19 protein-coding genes and 1 pseudogene are annotated in these 15,467 nt (G+C 70.5%); 12 read left to right on the top strand and 8 right to left on the bottom strand.

Going from position 1 to position 15,467, the window contains the following annotated elements:
* Nucleotides 1-82: 82 nt before the first annotated feature.
* On the bottom strand, nt 83-418 hold the full coding sequence (locus tag ACFU5K_RS08290; RefSeq protein ID WP_384058173.1) for a YnfA family protein: 336 nt from the start codon (nt 416-418) through the stop codon (nt 83-85).
* A gap of 160 nt (nt 419-578) precedes the next feature.
* On the opposite strand from ACFU5K_RS08290, the gene ACFU5K_RS08295 reads away from it, so the two are divergent.
* Nucleotides 579-1,115: a hypothetical protein gene (locus tag ACFU5K_RS08295; protein ID WP_384058175.1), complete on the top strand. Its 537-nt coding sequence runs from the start codon at nt 579-581 to the stop codon at nt 1,113-1,115.
* 32 nt (nt 1,116-1,147) lie between these two features.
* Here the strand turns inward: ACFU5K_RS08295 and ACFU5K_RS08300 are convergent, their stop codons facing one another.
* Nucleotides 1,148-1,897 (bottom strand): Mut7-C RNAse domain-containing protein, encoded by a 750-nt coding sequence (locus tag ACFU5K_RS08300; RefSeq protein WP_384058177.1) that lies wholly within the window; start codon nt 1,895-1,897, stop codon nt 1,148-1,150.
* A 73-nt stretch (nt 1,898-1,970) separates the two neighbouring features.
* On the opposite strand from ACFU5K_RS08300, the pseudogene ACFU5K_RS08305 reads away from it, so the two are divergent.
* Nucleotides 1,971-2,114, top strand: a pseudogene (locus ACFU5K_RS08305) (TIGR03086 family protein); the annotation flags it as partial.
* Here the strand turns inward: ACFU5K_RS08305 and ACFU5K_RS08310 are convergent.
* Together ACFU5K_RS08310 and ACFU5K_RS08315 are read right to left on the bottom strand one after the other, a co-directional pair.
* The gene (locus tag ACFU5K_RS08310) at nt 2,047-2,358 is read right to left on the bottom strand and encodes a hypothetical protein (protein ID WP_384058178.1); all 312 of its coding nucleotides are present in this window, start codon (nt 2,356-2,358) and stop codon (nt 2,047-2,049) included. The pseudogene ACFU5K_RS08305 and the gene ACFU5K_RS08310 overlap by 68 nt on opposite strands.
* Before the next feature lie 197 nt (nt 2,359-2,555).
* A complete protein-coding gene (locus ACFU5K_RS08315) occupies nt 2,556-3,032 on the bottom strand; it encodes a MarR family winged helix-turn-helix transcriptional regulator (RefSeq protein WP_384058180.1) in 477 nt (158 codons plus the stop codon).
* A 94-nt stretch (nt 3,033-3,126) separates the two neighbouring features.
* Between ACFU5K_RS08315 and ACFU5K_RS08320 the strand changes: the two genes are divergently transcribed.
* The 4 genes from ACFU5K_RS08320 (at nt 3,127) to ACFU5K_RS08335 (ending at nt 7,760) form a co-directional block, all read left to right on the top strand.
* On the top strand, nt 3,127-4,308 hold the full coding sequence (locus tag ACFU5K_RS08320; RefSeq protein WP_384058182.1) for a PP2C family protein-serine/threonine phosphatase: 1,182 nt from the start codon (nt 3,127-3,129) through the stop codon (nt 4,306-4,308).
* Nucleotides 4,309-4,591: 283 nt separating this feature from the next.
* Entirely contained in the window at nt 4,592-6,271 is a 1,680-nt protein-coding gene (locus ACFU5K_RS08325) for a PP2C family protein-serine/threonine phosphatase (RefSeq protein ID WP_384058184.1), read from the top strand.
* Nucleotides 6,268-7,362: a B12-binding domain-containing protein gene (locus tag ACFU5K_RS08330; RefSeq protein WP_384058186.1), complete on the top strand. Its 1,095-nt coding sequence runs from the start codon at nt 6,268-6,270 to the stop codon at nt 7,360-7,362. The genes ACFU5K_RS08325 and ACFU5K_RS08330 overlap by 4 nt, the downstream gene beginning before the upstream one ends.
* A complete protein-coding gene (locus ACFU5K_RS08335) occupies nt 7,359-7,760 on the top strand; it encodes an STAS domain-containing protein (protein WP_384058188.1) in 402 nt (133 codons plus the stop codon). The genes ACFU5K_RS08330 and ACFU5K_RS08335 overlap by 4 nt, the downstream gene beginning before the upstream one ends.
* 22 nt (nt 7,761-7,782) lie before the next feature.
* Here ACFU5K_RS08335 and ACFU5K_RS08340 read toward each other — a convergent pair whose 3' ends face one another.
* The 3 genes from ACFU5K_RS08340 to ACFU5K_RS08350 all read right to left on the bottom strand — a co-directional run bounded on the left by ACFU5K_RS08340 (nt 7,783) and on the right by ACFU5K_RS08350 (nt 9,147).
* Nucleotides 7,783-8,148: an STAS domain-containing protein gene (locus ACFU5K_RS08340; protein WP_384058190.1), complete on the bottom strand. Its 366-nt coding sequence runs from the start codon at nt 8,146-8,148 to the stop codon at nt 7,783-7,785.
* A 98-nt stretch (nt 8,149-8,246) separates the two neighbouring features.
* Entirely contained in the window at nt 8,247-8,687 is a 441-nt protein-coding gene (locus ACFU5K_RS08345) for an ATP-binding protein (RefSeq protein WP_384058277.1), read from the bottom strand.
* Between the two features lie 106 nt (nt 8,688-8,793).
* Nucleotides 8,794-9,147 carry an STAS domain-containing protein gene (locus ACFU5K_RS08350; protein ID WP_384058192.1) on the bottom strand — a complete coding sequence of 118 codons (354 nt, stop codon included), beginning with the start codon at nt 9,145-9,147 and terminating at the stop codon, nt 8,794-8,796.
* 113 nt (nt 9,148-9,260) lie between these two features.
* On the opposite strand from ACFU5K_RS08350, the gene ACFU5K_RS08355 reads away from it, so the two are divergent.
* Nucleotides 9,261-9,614, top strand: a complete 354-nt coding sequence (locus ACFU5K_RS08355) for a hypothetical protein (RefSeq protein WP_384058194.1) — start codon at nt 9,261-9,263, stop codon at nt 9,612-9,614.
* A gap of 70 nt (nt 9,615-9,684) precedes the next feature.
* Here the strand turns inward: ACFU5K_RS08355 and ACFU5K_RS08360 are convergent, their stop codons facing one another.
* Complete coding sequence (locus ACFU5K_RS08360; protein ID WP_384058196.1) at nt 9,685-10,293, bottom strand: hypothetical protein; 609 nt, start codon at nt 10,291-10,293, stop codon at nt 9,685-9,687.
* A 292-nt stretch (nt 10,294-10,585) separates the two neighbouring features.
* On the opposite strand from ACFU5K_RS08360, the gene hemL reads away from it, so the two are divergent.
* The 5 genes from hemL to ACFU5K_RS08385 all read left to right on the top strand — a co-directional run bounded on the left by hemL (nt 10,586) and on the right by ACFU5K_RS08385 (nt 15,464).
* Entirely contained in the window at nt 10,586-11,893 is a 1,308-nt protein-coding gene (gene hemL / locus ACFU5K_RS08365) for a glutamate-1-semialdehyde 2,1-aminomutase (RefSeq protein WP_384058198.1), read from the top strand.
* On the top strand, nt 11,890-12,579 hold the full coding sequence (locus ACFU5K_RS08370) for a histidine phosphatase family protein (protein WP_384058200.1): 690 nt from the start codon (nt 11,890-11,892) through the stop codon (nt 12,577-12,579). Before hemL ends, ACFU5K_RS08370 begins: the two co-directional genes overlap by 4 nt.
* A 185-nt stretch (nt 12,580-12,764) precedes the next feature.
* Entirely contained in the window at nt 12,765-14,021 is a 1,257-nt protein-coding gene (locus tag ACFU5K_RS08375) for a hypothetical protein (protein ID WP_384058202.1), read from the top strand.
* Between the two features lie 67 nt (nt 14,022-14,088).
* Nucleotides 14,089-14,694 carry a TlpA family protein disulfide reductase gene (locus tag ACFU5K_RS08380; protein WP_384058204.1) on the top strand — a complete coding sequence of 202 codons (606 nt, stop codon included), beginning with the start codon at nt 14,089-14,091 and terminating at the stop codon, nt 14,692-14,694.
* Complete coding sequence (locus ACFU5K_RS08385; protein ID WP_384058206.1) at nt 14,691-15,464, top strand: cytochrome c biogenesis CcdA family protein; 774 nt, start codon at nt 14,691-14,693, stop codon at nt 15,462-15,464. Before ACFU5K_RS08380 ends, ACFU5K_RS08385 begins: the two co-directional genes overlap by 4 nt.
* Nucleotides 15,465-15,467 lie beyond the last annotated feature (3 nt).

Here is a 15,467-nt window from a genome sequence, read left to right on the forward strand (position 1 = left end):
AAGCTGTCGGTACGGGGGAAAGGATAGGCGGGCGAGCTTCTGCGGGGGCCGCGTGGCGGCCCGCCGGCGGCGGTCGCGCAGGTCAGTGGTCACGCGGGGCGTAGATGATCAACGCCATGCCGGCCAGGCAGACCAGCGCGCCGGTCACGTCCCAGCGGTCCGGGCGGTAGCCGTCGGCCACCACGCCCCAGGCGATCGATCCCGCGACGAACACCCCTCCGTACGCGGCCAGGATGCGGCCGAACTCGCCGTCCGGCTGGAGTGTCGCCACGAAGCCGTATGTGCCGAGGGCGATGACGCCCGCACCGATCCAGATCCAGCCGCGGTGCTCACGCACGCCCTGCCACACGAGCCAGGCGCCTCCGATCTCGAAGAGCGCGGCCACTACGAAGAGAGCGACGGAACGAGCGATGAGCATGCGGCCAGCGTGTCATGCGGGGGTAGCGGCGCCTGGCCCCCGGGCGCACGGTGCCCGGTACGGCGGAAGTGCGGGTGCAGCCGTGGGCCGTGCGGGTGGGCAGGAGCGTCTAAACGGTCCTTCAATACGGGCGAATGTGGTAAATCGGTATCTTCCTCCCATGCGAGTGACGCGCAGTGCTGTGCTGACGAAGTCCGCCGCGGCGGCGATGACCGTGGCTGTCGTGCTGGGCCCGGGGCTGTCCGCCGTGGCCGAGCCCGCGCCGAGGGAGGTCGCATCCGCACCGGAGGGGATCGCGCCGAAGGGGATCGCACCGGAGGCGGACGTGTCCCACCACGGTCACGTGTCTCTTGAGGGCCGGCGGCTCGGGGTCCTGCTGCGGACCGGTAACCGAGGGCCGTCGGCCCTGGAGGACGTGACTGTGCGACTGCGCTTCTCCGAGCCCCTGGCCGCGGGTCAGCGGCTTCCCCAGGGTTGCCTCCGCAGCGGCAGCCGGACCGTGCTGTGCGGGACGGGGGCGCTGCCCGTGGCCGGCAAGGCGCGGCGCACCACGGTGGTGCTGGGTCTCGCCGGGCAGCCGGCGGAGGTCGTGGTGCGGGTGGACACGGTGTGGAACGGCGGTGCGAGCGACCGCAATCCGCAGAACAGCACCCATGAGGTACTGGCTCCGTCGACCGGCGACGCGTACGTCTTCTGAGCAGGGACCGGCCCGACAGGCCGCTGCCCGGCTCAGCCGGTCGGGGCCTGGCTATCCGCGCCGCCGAACTCGCGTACCGCATCCGCCACGACGGCCTCCAGGCGCGAGTGGTGGGCACCGCGCCAGTAGACCCGGTCGCAGGCCTTGCACTGCGCGAACACGTCGTAGGACGCCTGGGTGCCCCGCTCCAGCAGGGAGCTCACCGAGTCCTTGTCGGCCCGCACGAGTTCCCCGTTGCAGGCGGTGCAGCGGGTCCAGGGCGCGAGTGACGGGGCGAAGCGGCCCAGGACGTCACGCAGTTGTTCCTCGGGCCTGTCGCTGTAGACGTACGCCCCCGCCCAGATCTCCCTGCGCCGGAGCAGTCCCCGGTCGCGGGAGAGGAGAACCCGCTGTTCGGCAGCGGAGAGGGCGGCCAGAGCGGGGTCGCCGATGTCCTCGTTCTCGTATGCGGCATCCACGCCCAGCAGTCGCATCCGGCGTGCGAGCGTGCCCAGATGTACGTCGAGCAGGAAGCGCAGGGGTGCGCCCGGGACCTGTTGGGGGCGCTGGACCGCACGTACTTCGACCAGCTCGCCGGCGCCCGGGATGTGTGACGTGGGCACGGGACGGCCGTCGACGAGGAGCTGTCCGGCCTCGGTGAGCGGCACGCCGAGCGACTCCACGACGTGTCCCAGGGTCGACGAGCCGTCGGTGGTGACGGACGTGCGTCCGTGGCGGCGGTCGTGGGCGACGAAGAGCCGGAGTTCCGTGGCTACTTCGAGGGTGATCTCTGGTCCGTTCACCTGCTCAGGATGTCATCGCGCGGCTGGGGCGGCGACGGATTTCAGGGCGTTGCGGCCCAGAGTGCCGGTGGTACCCGCCCTGAACGTGCTGGCGCCGAAGGCCCGCGAGATGAAGGTGTTCGGGGAGCCGTTCCCGGTCGGCCCTGGTGCTACCGCCTTCGAGCGGGTGCCGGCCGTGGCGGGCCGCGATCCCGGCCGGCGGCCCGCCGGCCGGTGACGACCGGGGCGTCCTCCGCCGGGTACGGGGTGGCCGGGTCGGTGTAGAGCTCGCCGAGGACGTCGTACGCGGCGCCGACGACTGCCTCGGCCCTGCTCAGCACCTCACGCGCGGAAGTGAGGGCGGCCCGGCGGGAGTACGGCGGAGGCGGGTTGCGGCGCTTCCGTCGGCAGTCGCACACCGCGTACACCCCACTGGCGAGGACCACGGCCGGGACGGCCAGGGTCAACAGCAGGTCATCCATGCCGGGGTGCCTCCTCGGGAGTCGCTGCTCCTTGCATCGGCAGCCCCGACCGTGCGGCTGGAGATCATTCTTCGGCCAATGAATGGCCGAAGAATGATCTCCATACCCGCTGAAACGTGATCAATCCGGCGTATCGGCCCCGTGGAGCTGCTCCGGTCCAGGCGGAAGTCTCAGACCGCCTGCCGGCGCTGCGGCGATCAGGCAGCCGGCAGGAAGGGCTCCGCGGCGGCCTCGCAGAACGCCGCCAGTCCGGTGGTGAGTGCCTCACGGGCGGCAGGGGTCATGCGCTTCATCGCCTGGTGCAGGCCCTGTTCGCGACGGCGTCGTACTTCGCGCAGGTGTGCCGTGCCCGCGTCGGTGAGCTCCAGCAGCATTTCGCGGCGGTCGTCGGGGCGCGGGGTCCTGCGGACGAACCCCGCCGCCTGCAGCCGGTCGCACAACCGGCTGACGGAGGGGGCGGCCGCGTCCAGGTGCCGGCCGAGCGTCCGCAGGTTGATGCCGGGCTCGCGCTCGATGATGTACATCACACGGATCTGCGCCGCGGAGACCGGCGCGGTCGTGAGCGTGTGGCGGCCTCGCTCCCAGGCGACCTCGAGAAGTTCGAGGACCTGTCTTACCTCCGGCGCCTCGTCCGGGGCGTACCGGTCGAGCTGCTGGAAGGGCTCCTCGCGCATGTGACACTCCCGTGTGGGGCATATGCCCGTTCCGGCTGGTCGATGTGAACAGTCGCGTGATGAAAATATGTCAACGAATGAAGGGCTGGTACAGGTGGACAGACCCAGCGGCATCGAACGTGTACTCCGCGAGGCCGCCCCGCACCAGATCTTCGACGCGCTCCAAGTCTCGATCCGGAGCCGTCACGGCGCCTCGCAGGTGGAACTGCTCGTCGCCGACTACGCGATGACGAAGCTCCAGCCGGTCGGTGTACTGCCTCACACCCGCAAGCCGGTGCCGGTCCACAGCAGTGACCCCGGCAGAGCCTTCGGTGCACAGGAGCCGCACTGTGTGCACGACTCCGATACGTCCACTGTAGCCGTGCATGTACCGGTCAGTGTCCGGGGCGACAGGCAGGGCGTGCTGAGCGTCACACTGCCCGATGACGGAACGGGCCCCGACGCGGCAGTGGTGGAGGACCTCCAGGCATGCGCCGACGCGCTGGCGCACGAGATCGTCGTCGCGGAGCGGGACACCGACCTGTTCCTCCAGGCCCGGCGGGCCGAGCGACTGACCCTCGCTGCCGAGATGCAGTGGCAGCTGCTGCCGGGCAGGTCGTGCACCCGTCCCGAGTACAGCATCGGCGCCCAGCTGGAGCCGGCCTACGCCATCCACGGTGACAACTTCGACTGGTCGGCGTCCGCCGACGAGCTCACCCTGACCGTCAACAACGGAATGGGCGAGGGCATCGAGGCCGCGCTGCTCACCAACCTCGCGGTCAACGCACTGCGTAACGCCCGCCGCGCGGGCCTGAGCCTGGCGGACCAGGCGTACCTGGCCGATCAGGCCATCTACGGCCAGTACCAGGGGAGCCAGTTCCTGGCCACGCTGCTGCTCCGGTTCCATCTCCCGACCGGGAACGTGGAGATCATCGACGCTGGGTCGCCGCGCATCTGGCGCATGCGCAAGGGGGCGGTGGAGGCGGTCGAACTGGACGCCCAGATGCCGCTCGGGATGTTCGAGGACACGGTCTACGCGCCCCAGCACTTCACCGTGGAGCCCGGCGACCGGCTGTTCTTCGTCAGTGACGGTGTGTATGACGCCTTGTCACCCGCGGGCGAGAAGTACAGCCTGCACGCGCTGGCCAGGGTGATGGGCGAAACCCGCCTGCTGCCCGCGACGCAGGTGCCGAGGGTGCTGCTTGAGAAGGTGCTGGGCCACCGCGGCTCGGGGCCGACCGTGGACGACGCGCTGGTGCTGTGCCTGGACTGGCACGGGCGCCAGGCCTCCGCCTGAGGGGACCCGGACCACCGGTCACCCCGGACGCCGCCTGTGGCGCACGCCACCGGTCACCTGATCGCCGTCCGGCCCCGGAGCGCCCCGGGGCCGGATTCGTGTGCGCGCCGTGAAGGTTTCGGATCCACGCCGTGGACAAGGTGCCGGTGGGACCCCCCAGGAGGGGGACTGGAGCCGAGGGCGGGTTGCCATTCGGCGCCCGTCTGGGCAATGGTTGCCGAAGGGAAAGTAATATTCGTCCAGTTGGAAGGTGGTGCGGCTCGCCCTCGGCGGGCCCCCCCTCATGGCTCCTCCGAAGGAATCCGCCACGATCACTCAAGAGCAGCCCGCGAGGGGTGTGTGGGCCAATGCCCCCTACCCCGTCGTCGTGGCCGACCGGCGTGGCACCGTCATCGAGGTGAACGCGTCCGCCGCGTCACTGATGGATGCCCTGGCGCCCGGATCCGGTATGGCGGAGAAGGCACCTTCCTGGCTGGCACAGGCACACGCCGACTTCGCCGCGGCCGGGGCTGTTCCGGGAGGGAAGGACGGGGAGGGCGCCGCCGCCACCTTCGTCCGCGGCCGCATCGGGAGCCAGAGCTTCGAGGCCCATCCCTCGTGGGGTGTCGACGGACGTGTCGTGTGGTGGCTGGTCGATGACACCGACCAGCGGCTGGCGGAGGCGGCCCTCACCACGGAGCGCGAGCGGGCCACGTTCCTCGCCGAGGCGTCCAACGTGCTGATGGCCTCCCTGAACAGCGAGCGGTGCATGCTGGCCACCGCACGCCTCGCCGCCCAGTACCTCGCCGACGCGGCGGTCGTCGTCACACCCGCCTCCGGGCGGACGATGCCCGTCGCGCACGCCGTCGCGGGCGGGGACGCCTCCCGGGTCCTGGTCGCGGACGATCCGGCCCTCGTGCCCGGGCTGGGCGAGGCGCTCCAGGGCTTCCCGCCCGTGCCTTCGCGCTGGATCGACCCTGCCGCCCTGCCCGCGTGGATGCTTCCCGAAGGCTTCACCGGGACGATCGGATCGGTGGCCATCACCCCGCTGCCCGGTCACGGGGTGCCCGCGGGCGCCCTGATCCTGCTGCGCAGCGACGGGCGGGCGGAGTTCAGCGAGAGCGAGGAGCTCTTCGCCCGGCAGTTCGCGGCCCGTGCCGGCGCCGCGCTCTCCGCGGCCCGTCTCTACGCCGAGCAGAGCGACATCACCCGGACCCTGATGCGGGATCTGCTGCCGCCCCGCCTCCACCGGGTGAACGGCGTCGAGTTCGCGGGCGGCTACCAGCCTGCCGGGGCGAGGGAGCGGGTGGGCGGAGACTTCTACGACGTACACCCTGGCGGCACGGGCGCCGAGCCGTCGCTCGTGGTCCTGGGTGACGTCTGCGGCAAGGGGCTGGACGCCGCCGTACTCACGGGCAAGATCCGTAACACGCTGCAGGCGCTGACACCGATGGCCGACGACCACGTGAAGATGCTCCAGCTCCTCAACGGAGCGCTGCTGAACTCGCACCACACCCGCTTCGCCACCCTGGTGCTCGCCTCCGTCATGCGCACGGAGAACCAGGTGCGGCTGCGCCTCACCTCGGCGGGCCACCCGGCCCCTCTGGTGGTGCGCAACGACGGCACGGTCGAGGAGGTCACCACGCACGGCACCCTGGTCGGGGCCCTGCCGCATATCGAGGCCGGCAGCGTGGAGGTCCAACTGCAGCCGGGCGAGACCTGCCTGCTCTACACCGACGGGGTCACCGAGGCCCGTGGCGGTCCGATGGGCGACGAGCTCTTCGGCGAGGAGCGCCTGGCGCGGGCCCTGTCGGGGTGCGCCGGCCTGCCCGGCGAAGCCGTGGTGGAGCGCATCCAGATGCTCGCGTCCCAGTGGCTGCGCGACGGCAGGCACGACGACATGGCCCTCGTGGCGATCACCGCGCCGCGCACGACGCACCTGAGCGCGGTGAACGGCCACACGCGGGGCAGGTACACCGGATGAACACGTGTGTGACCACCGGTACGGACGACTTCCAGGGGCTGCGGGACCAGCTGTGGACCGCCGTGACCGAACGCGACGAGCACGCCGCCGCGGGCATCGTCCTCACCGCACTGGACGGCGGTCTGGACGCCGAGTCCGCCTTGCTGGACGTGATCGCCCCGATCCAGAGGAAGGTGGGCACCGAGTGGGCGGCGAACCGGCTCACCGTCGCGGAGGAGCATGCCGCGAGCGCGATAGCCGAACGGGTCATCGCGGCACTCGCCCACCATCCGTCCACCCGCCCCGTCCCCCGGCTCGGCAGGATCACGGTGGCCTGCGTCGACAGGGAATGGCACGTACTCCCGGCCCGGCTGCTCGCGGAGGTCCTCTCGCTGCGCGGCTGGCGGGTCGACTTCCTCGGGGCCCAGGTCCCCACCACGCACCTGATCGCCCATCTGCACACCAGCGGCGCGGCGATCGTCGCGCTCTCCTCGTCCCTGCCCACCCGGCTGCCCACCGCGCACGCGGCGATCACCGCCTGCCAGGCGGTCGGGGTCCCCGTCCTCGCCGGCGGAGCGGCCTTCGGGCGGGACGGGCGCTACGCACGCCTGCTGGGCGCCAACGCCTGGGCCCCTGACGCGCGCACCGCCGCCCTGCGGCTCGCGGACGGCATCCCCGCCCCGGACATGGCCGTCGGTCGTACGCAGGTGGACGACCTGCCCCACCTGGCCGACCAGGAGTACACCTACGTCGCCCGCAACCAGGGACTGCTCGTCCGCGAGGTCATGGCCCAGATGGAGAGCCGCTTCCCGGCGATGAAGTCCTACACGGACCGGCAGCGGGAGCACACGGCGGAGGACATCGCCCACATCGTGGACCATCTCGCGATCGGCCTCTACACGGACGACGACGACCTGCTCACGACCTTCCTGACCTGGACGGCGGGCATCCTCACCGCCCGCGACGTCCCGGCCAGGTCCCTGAGGCCCGCCCTGGACGTCCTCGCGGCCGAACTCCAGGACTTCCCCCGCTGCGTACGGCTGCTCGACCACGCCCGTCTCCCGCTGGACGCCACCCTGGCGGCCGGTCACACCTCCGGAGTCACCGCATGACGGCCCTGCCCCATCCACTCTTCACGGTGACCGCCGAGACCGGACCGGGCACCGTACGTCTGCGCATCGGCGGCGACCTGGACTACGACACCAGTGGCGAACTCGCCGCGCAGGCGGAGGCCTGCCTGGACACCCATGGTCCGGACGCCCTTCATCTGGACTGCTCGAAGCTGCTGATGTGCGATTCGATGGGCGTGTCCACCCTGCTCCAGATCCACCGGAGCACCAGCGCACGGGGCGTGCGTCTCCACCTGGACGGCCCGCCGCCGTTCCTCGAACGGATCCTGACCGTCACCGGCATCAGGGCCATCTTCGAGACACGCGAGACGGGCGAGCAGCCCGAACAGGCTGCGGACGAAGCGGCCAGGCCGGCTCCGCCCCAGACACCCTCGCGCTGAACGGCCCGGCCGGCCCGGCCGTTCAGTGGGGAGCGGCCAGAGCTTCCTCAAGGGTGACGTAGCGCTCCAGGAGGTGGTCGACGCCGGCTGTGCTGAGCAGTCGCCGCAGTGCGGGTCCCGGCGCGGCTATGCGCAGCCTCGTCTGCTGGTGCGCCTGGATGAGCAGGCTCAGGAACGAGGAGTCCGCGAACGTGACGGCGGTGGCGTCGAGGACGACCACGTCGTAGCCGGCCGCGGCCTCCCACATGGCGATGAACAGCGGGTCGACGGTGTCGCTGTCGAGGTCGCCGCGTGCCTGGACGACCCAGCACCCGTCGTGCTCGAACGCGGCTGTCACGGGGGTGTGCGGCGGCACGGATCCGGGACGGGGAGAGGGCACGCTGGACATGCCACCGAGTATGCCAACAGTGCCCGGCCCGATCGACAGGGCGGTGGGTGACCGCCGGTCCCGGACGAAGACCCGGGACGGTGACCTCCCTCCGGTCGTCAGGACAGGGCGATCAGAGCGACGATGCGTTTGCCACCGGGGTGGAAGGTGATGGACACCCGCTCGGCCAGCCGGCACACCAGGGGCCAGCCGTAGCCGCCGACATGGGCCGTCCTGGGCGAGTGGGCGGACGTGACCGGCGCGTGGGGGCTGGCGTCCGCCACGGCCAGCAGCAGCCCCTCGTCGGTGAGTTCGGCCGTGAAACCGGTGAGTCCGCCCCCGTGCCGGAACGCGTTGGTGACCAGTTCGGAGGTCACCAGGAGCGCGTCGGCCACGACGACCTCCGCCAGGCGGTGCCCGGCGGGCCGGGACGCGAGGAGACGCGTGACGGTGTCGCGGGCGGACGCGGCGTTCCGGGGCACGAGAACCGTCTCGCGCCCGACCGCCTCGGGCGGCCCAGCGCTTCCGGCGGCGTCATCCGGGCCGTTCCCCGGGTTCATGCCGTCCACTGGCTCTTCCTGTTCCCCGTCCGTGCACTCTCCGCCTGCCCGGCTGGCCTCCGGTCACACCAGCCGCCCGCGATACGGCCGCGGTAAGCGCGACCGGTCACCACGTGAACGCCGAATCCACCGTGTCGGCGACCTGGAAGGCCCCGAGCGTGCCCGTGACCTCCAGGAGCCGGTGCACGGTCGCGGTCATCGGCCCCGCCAGCACCAGGGGTATGCCCGCCGCGCCGTGCTGCCGGCGGCCGTCCAGAAGGGCATGCAGCCACGCCGAGTCGGCGAACTCGACCCCGGAGAGGTCCACCACCGTGCGGCTTCCGCCGCCGTCGGCCGCGCCCGTCAGCGCGTCGGCCAGCTCCGTGGAACCCGACCATCCGTCCAGACTGCCGCGGACCCGGATCAGTACGGCCCCGCCGGGTGCGGTCTCGACGACCACCCGCTTCTCGTCTCCCGTCATGGGTCTCATCCTCCTATATCGTCCGGCGGGCACCCGCGCCTCCCACCGGGAAGGGGGCGCAGTGGGCGTCCCGGAGGGGAGCGCCGCCGCGAGGGTGCATAGAATCCGCTCCCATGTCGAAGCCTGACGAGCTGCTCGTTGACATCGCCGCACTGGTGGAGTCCGGGCGCAGTAATCAGATGTCCCTCACCGTGGTCACCAACGGTGCCGTCATCACCGGCCGGCTGGCCCCCGAGGCGGTGTGGAGCCGCCGTGTCTCCGAGGTCCTGACGGACTCGGCCCACCTGGGCGAGTTCTCGGCCATCTTCACCGAACGCGCCGGGGGGGACGGGCCGCCGACCCATCTCCACTTCCACGTCGCCCGCATCCTCCAGGGCACGGTGGGTATCCCGGAGACCGGCGGTATGTACCGCGTCGCGATCGAGGACGTGGACGCCTGGACGGTGGGCGACTTCAGCTACCACTGACGCGAAGGGACCCGTTCACGACAGACCCGTGGCCGGCCTCCGCGGGGGCCGGCCACCAGGGAGCCTCGGATCAGGGCCACACCAGGCAGTAGGCCTGGTGCCCCGCGTCGTGCAGCCGGTGCGAGAAGTCCTGCCACTCGTGGAGCAGCTGGTAGACGTTGAACGCGTCGCGCGGGCCGCCGCGGTCCGGGACGGTGGACCAGATGAAGGCCGCCGCGCCGACGGATTCCTCGCCGACGTCGCGCAGCGGGTCGACCACCGTCATCGGCAGCTTGACCACCGCGTAGTCGGGGTGGAGCACCACCAGCTCCAGCGGTGGGACCTTGTGCAGGGGTATGCCCTGTATGCCGGTGAGGACCATGGCCGCCACCGTCTCCGGCTTGATCTTGCTGAACATGCCGCCCATGCCCAGCTCGTCGCCGCCCAGTTCCTCGGGGCGCATCGAGATCGGCACGCGTGCCGCGGTGGCCCCGTCCGGGGCACCGAAGTACTTGTAGGTCACCCCCACCCGTCCACTGCTCCTGCTCCCGGAACCATCGGTACCACCCGCCCGGGCGTCCCGTACGCCCTCGGTCTGAGCGTCTCGTACCCGCTCGGCCTCGCGTCGGTGCCGCCCTCGCCGGGCAGGCTCGGGCCCCAGGCCGTCGGTCCCTTCGCCCACTCCGCCACCGCGATGCATATCTCATCCACCCGACTACTTCTTAGGAGACACAGCCCCGCCGCGCACCCGATCATCGTCAGTGACCTCCCCCGCGGACGTGCGGTGAAACACCTGTCCGCAAGACCGTGCACGCCTCTGACACCATGGCATGGGTGAGCTTTCCCTATGACGCCCCAGTTTCGCAGACGCGAGGAGACTGACGCCCTTTCGTTGTACGAGCCTCATACGGGGAGGGCGTGCTCCCTGCTCACCGGCGGCCGGGAAAATCCGGCCGGGCCCCGAATCCCCCGAATCGCAGATCAGGACCAAAGTGGCGTATTCATACGAAGCCCCAGTTTCACAGACGCTTTTCGACCGTGCGTCTCTCGTGACGCCCGGCGGCGTGAACTCTCCGGTGCGCGCGTTCCGCGCGGTGGGCGGTACGCCCCGGTTCATGGTGTCCGGCACGGGTCCGTACCTCACCGACGCCGACGGCCGCGAGTACGTCGACCTCGTGTGTTCGTGGGGGCCGATGATCCTCGGTCACGCGCACCCCGAGGTCATCGCGGCCGTCCAGGAGGCGGTCGCCCGGGGTACCTCGTTCGGTACGCCCGGCGAGGGCGAGGTCGCGCTCGCCGAGGAGATCGTCGCCCGTGTCGAGCCGGTCGAGCAGGTGCGGCTGGTGTCGTCCGGCACCGAGGCGACCATGTCGGCGATCCGGCTCGCCCGCGGTTTCACCGGCCGGGCCAAGGTCGTGAAGTTCGCCGGGTGCTACCACGGTCACGTCGACGCGCTGCTGGCCGCCGCCGGCTCCGGGGTCGCCACCTTCGGGCTCCCGGACACACCCGGGGTGACCGGGGCGCAGGCCGGCGACACGATCGTGCTGCCGTACAACGACCTGGAGGCCGTGCGCGCCGCGTTCGCCGCGCAGCCGGGTGAGATCGCCTGTGTGATCACCGAGGCGTCGCCGGGCAACATGGGCGTGGTGCCGCCCCTGGACGGCTTCAACGCCGGCCTGAAGGAGATCTGTGCCGCCGAGGGCGCGCTGTACATCTCGGACGAGGTGATGACGGGGTTCCGTACCTCGAAGGCCGGCTGGTACGGCATCGACGGGGTGCGGCCGGACCTGATGACCTTCGGCAAGGTCATGGGCGGCGGCTTCCCGGCCGCGGCCTTCGGCGGCCGTGCCGACGTGATGGCGCACCTGGCACCCGTCGGTCCCGTCTACCAGGCCGGAACGCTCTCCGGGAACCCGGTCGCCACGGCGGCGGGTCTCGCCCAGCTCCGGCTGCTCGACGACGCGGCGTACGCCAAGGTCGACGCGGTCTCCGCGCAGCTGCGCTCCCTGGTCGGTGAGGCGTTCACGAAGGAGGGCGTCGCGCACACGGTGTCGGCGGCGAGCAACATGTTCTCCGTGTTCTTCACCGACGAGCCCGTCCGCGACTACGAAGGCGCGAAGAAGCAGGAGGCCTTCCGCTTCACGGCCTTCTTCCACTCGATGCTGGAACAGGGCGTCTACCTGCCGCCGTCGGCCTTCGAGTCCTGGTTCGTCTCGACCGCACACGACGAGCGCGCCCTGGAGCGGGTCGCCGCCGCCCTGCCGGCCGCCGCACGCGCAGCATCGGAGGCCACGGCATGAGCGAGTACCCGGACCAGGACATCACCGTCGTCCACCTGATGCGCCACGGTGAGGTGCACAACCCGGACGGGGTGCTCTACGGCCGCCGTCCCGGCTACAGCCTGTCCGACCTCGGCCGCCGGATGGCCGACCGGGTCGCCGAGCACCTGGAGAAGCGCGACATCACGTACGTCGTGGCCTCCCCGCTGGAGCGTGCCCAGGAGACGGCCACGCCGATCGCCAAGTCGCACAGCGTGGACCTCGCCACGGACGGGCGCCTCATCGAGGCCGCCAACGTCTTCGAGGGCAAGACCTTCGGGGTCGGCGACGGCGCGCTGCGCAAGCCCGAGAACTGGAAGCACCTCACCAACCCCTTCAAGCCGTCCTGGGGTGAGCCGTACATCGAGCAGGTCGTACGGATGATGGGCGCGCTCGACGCCGCGCGCGACGCCGCGCGGGGGCACGAGGCGGTCTGCGTCAGCCACCAGCTGCCCATCTGGATCGTCCGGAGCTTCGTGGAGGGCCGACGGCTGTGGCACGACCCGCGCAAGCGGCAGTGCACGCTGGCCTCGCTGACGAGCTTCACGTACCAGGGCGACAAGATCGTGTCGGTCGGGTACACCGAGCCGGCCCGGGACCTGGTTCCGGCGCACCTGCTCGCGGGTGCGAAGCCGGTCAAGGGCAAGTCCAAGGCATTCGGGGCGTAGTGCTCCGACGGGCCGCGCACCGGGGTGGTGCGCGGCCCGATCCGGTGATCGTGTGCAGCACATGTGCAGGTTTGTTCACGAAATAACTTTTGTGATTATCAGCGGAACCGCCGTGTTGGTCTCCTCATCTAAGCTATTGCCAGTTTGTATGGCCTTGAGGTAATACGACCGTAGATGGGGACGCTATGCGTGACATGAACCGAAGGGGCCTGCTCGGCGCAGGACTCGGAGCCGCAGCCGCACTCTCGATGGCCGGTTGCGGCGCCCTCGGGTCGTCGGACAGTGGCAGGCCGGAGCCCGAGAAGAGCGGTAAGGGCGGCAAGGGGGCGCACGGTAACGGCGGAGGCACTCCCGAGAAGAGCATCAGGCTGATCGGTGACGGTTCCACGGCGGACACCGGAAAGCAGCCGAAGCAGCCCGCCGCCCCGGTACGCCTCGAACCGGGACAGACGCCTCCGCAGTTCGTGATCTTTTCCTGGGACGGAGCGGGCGAGGTCGGCAACGGGCTCTTCCCGCGCTTTCTCGAACTCGCCGAGGAACACGACGCGGCGATGACCTTCTTCCTCTCCGGACTCTATGCGCTGCCCGAGTCGAAGAAGTCCCTCTACCGCCCGCCGAACAATCCCAGGGGCGCCTCGGACATCGGCTATCTCACCGACGACCACGTGAAGCAGACACTGAAGTACGTCCGCCAGGCCTGGCTCGAAGGGCACGAGATCGGCACCCACTTCAACGGGCATTTCTGCGGCGGCTCGGGATCCGTCGGGAACTGGACCCCCGAGCAATGGCGGAGCGAGGTCGACCAGGCCGTCTCGTTCGTCACCGAATGGCGTACGAACACCGGGTGGACGGACCTCGATCCGCTGCCTTTCGACTACCGCAAGGAACTCGTCGGCAGCCGTACGCCCTGCCTTCTCGGCCAGGACAATCTGCTCCCCGCCGCGAAACAGCTGGGCTGGCGTTACGACGCGAGCTCGCCCGGCGGAACCCAGAAGTGGCCCGAGAAGCGCCAGGGAGTCTGGGACCTCCCGCTGCAGGGCATCCCTTTCCCCGGCCACACCTTCGAAGTCCTGTCCATGGACTACAACATCCTCGCCAACCAGTCGGTGAATTCGACCAACGGCATGCCCTCGCGCTATCCGGGCTGGCGTACCCAGGCCACCGAGGCGTACATCGCCGGGTTCGACCGCGCCTACGAGACGAATCGCGCGCCCTTCTACATCGGCAACCACTTCGAGGAGTGGAACGGCGGCATCTATATGGACGCCGTCGAGGCGGCGCTCAAGCACATCGCGGGCAAGCCGGACGTGCGCCTCGTCTCCTTCCGGCAGTTCGTCGACTGGCTCGACGCGCAGGACCCGGCAGTGCTGGAGAAGCTTCGTTCGCTCGAGGTCGGCAAGGCGCCCGACGGAGGCTGGAACACCTTCTTTAAGCAAGCTTGACAAGGGGCTTTACGGGCACCGAGGGGGGTGCGCAAGATCCCCGGAACTGCCATGCGAAACTTTTCACATGAGCACTGGCCGCGCATCCCGACGCCGCTTCACCCTGCTCGCCGCCATCGCAGCGGCAGGCGCGCTGACCCTGTCCGCGTGCAGTGGTGACGGCACCAGGGCAGGCGGCGGCGGCAACACGAACTTCGTGACCGGCAGTGGCGGGATCTCGACCGTCGCCGCGGCGGACCGCACCGACGCGCCGAAGCTCGACGGCAAGACGCTGGAGGGCAAGGCCCTGGACGTCGCCGACTACAAGGGCAAGGTCGTCGTCCTCAACTTCTGGGGCTCGTGGTGCGCCCCCTGTCGCGCCGAGGCCAAGCACTTCGAGAAGGTGGCGAAGGAGACCGAGGCCGAGGGCGTGCAGTTCGTCGGAGTGAACACCCGGGACCCCCAGAAGTCCCTCGCGGTGAGCTTCGAGGAGGACTTCGGGGTCACCTACCCGAGCCTCTACGACCCGACCGGGAAGCTGCTCCTGCGCTTCCCGAAGGGCACCCTGAACCCCCAGGCCATCCCGTCGACCGTGGTCATCGACCGGGAGGGCAGGCTCGCCGCCCGTTCGCTCGCCGCGCTCGACGCCGGGAAGCTGCGCGAGATGATCGACCCGCTGGTCGCGGAGAAGTGACCCAGGTGTTCGAGCTGGCCGCGGTCGCCGGCGGAAACGCGACGGTCGCCGACGGGGCTCTCATAGTGGCGCTGCCCATCGCGCTGCTCGGTGGTCTCGTCTCCTTCTTCTCGCCGTGCGTCCTGCCGCTGGTGCCCGGCTACCTCAGCTACGTCACCGGGGTCAGCGGCGCCGACCTGGCCGAGGAACGGCGGGGCAGGACCGTCGCAGGCGCCTCGCTCTTCGTCCTAGGCTTCACCGTCGTGTTCGTGTCCGGGGGCGCGCTCTTCGGCTACTTCGGCCAGACGCTCCAGGAGTACAGCGGGACGCTGTCCAAGGTCCTCGGCGTGCTGCTGATCCTCATGGGGATCTTCTTCATGGGGCTCATGCCCTGGATGACGCAGCGTGAGTTCCGCATCCACAAGAGGCCGATGACCGGCCTGACGGGGGCGCCGCTGCTCGGTGCCCTCTTCGGGATCGGCTGGACCCCGTGCCTGGGCCCGACACTGGCCTCCGTCAACGCCCTCGCGTTCGACCAGGCGACCGCGGGCCGCGGGGCGATCCTGTCCGTGGCGTACTGCCTCGGGCTCGGCGTCCCCTTCGTCCTGGCGGCGATCGCCTTCCGCCGGGCGCTCGGCGCGTTCGGGTGGGTCAAGCGCCACTACGCATGGGTCATGCGCATCGGCGGCGGCATGATGATCCTGACCGGAGTACTCCTGCTGACGGGCGCGTGGGACGTGCTCATCCAGGAGATGCAGGTCTGGTCCAACGGCTTCACTGTGGGGATCTGAGTC

Origin of the sequence: Streptomyces sp. NPDC057428, from assembly GCF_042803195.1 — a bacterium.
Lineage (GTDB): Bacteria > Actinomycetota > Actinomycetes > Streptomycetales > Streptomycetaceae > Streptomyces.

Bases quoted from the DNA above. Each gene is read 5' to 3' on its own strand.
- ACFU5K_RS08370 (WP_384058200.1), top strand. From the start codon at position 11,890: ATGAGCGAGTACCCGGACCAGGACATCACCGTCGTCCACCTGATGCGC.
- ACFU5K_RS08355 (WP_384058194.1), top strand. From the start codon at position 9,261: ATGTCGAAGCCTGACGAGCTGCTCGTTGACATCGCCGCACTGGTGGAG.
- ACFU5K_RS08335 (WP_384058188.1), top strand. From the start codon at position 7,359: ATGACGGCCCTGCCCCATCCACTCTTCACGGTGACCGCCGAGACCGGA.
- ACFU5K_RS08310 (WP_384058178.1), bottom strand. From the start codon at position 2,358: ATGGATGACCTGCTGTTGACCCTGGCCGTCCCGGCCGTGGTCCTCGCC.
- ACFU5K_RS08295 (WP_384058175.1), top strand. From the start codon at position 579: ATGCGAGTGACGCGCAGTGCTGTGCTGACGAAGTCCGCCGCGGCGGCG.
- ACFU5K_RS08350 (WP_384058192.1), bottom strand. From the start codon at position 9,147: ATGACGGGAGACGAGAAGCGGGTGGTCGTCGAGACCGCACCCGGCGGG.
- ACFU5K_RS08375 (WP_384058202.1), top strand. From the start codon at position 12,765: ATGCGTGACATGAACCGAAGGGGCCTGCTCGGCGCAGGACTCGGAGCC.
- ACFU5K_RS08345 (WP_384058277.1), bottom strand. From the start codon at position 8,687: ATGAACCCGGGGAACGGCCCGGATGACGCCGCCGGAAGCGCTGGGCCG.
- ACFU5K_RS08340 (WP_384058190.1), bottom strand. From the start codon at position 8,148: ATGTCCAGCGTGCCCTCTCCCCGTCCCGGATCCGTGCCGCCGCACACC.
- ACFU5K_RS08330 (WP_384058186.1), top strand. From the start codon at position 6,268: ATGAACACGTGTGTGACCACCGGTACGGACGACTTCCAGGGGCTGCGG.
- ACFU5K_RS08360 (WP_384058196.1), bottom strand. From the start codon at position 10,293: ATGCATCGCGGTGGCGGAGTGGGCGAAGGGACCGACGGCCTGGGGCCC.
- ACFU5K_RS08325 (WP_384058184.1), top strand. From the start codon at position 4,592: ATGGCTCCTCCGAAGGAATCCGCCACGATCACTCAAGAGCAGCCCGCG.
- ACFU5K_RS08315 (WP_384058180.1), bottom strand. From the start codon at position 3,032: ATGCGCGAGGAGCCCTTCCAGCAGCTCGACCGGTACGCCCCGGACGAG.
- ACFU5K_RS08290 (WP_384058173.1), bottom strand. From the start codon at position 418: ATGCTCATCGCTCGTTCCGTCGCTCTCTTCGTAGTGGCCGCGCTCTTC.
- ACFU5K_RS08380 (WP_384058204.1), top strand. From the start codon at position 14,089: ATGAGCACTGGCCGCGCATCCCGACGCCGCTTCACCCTGCTCGCCGCC.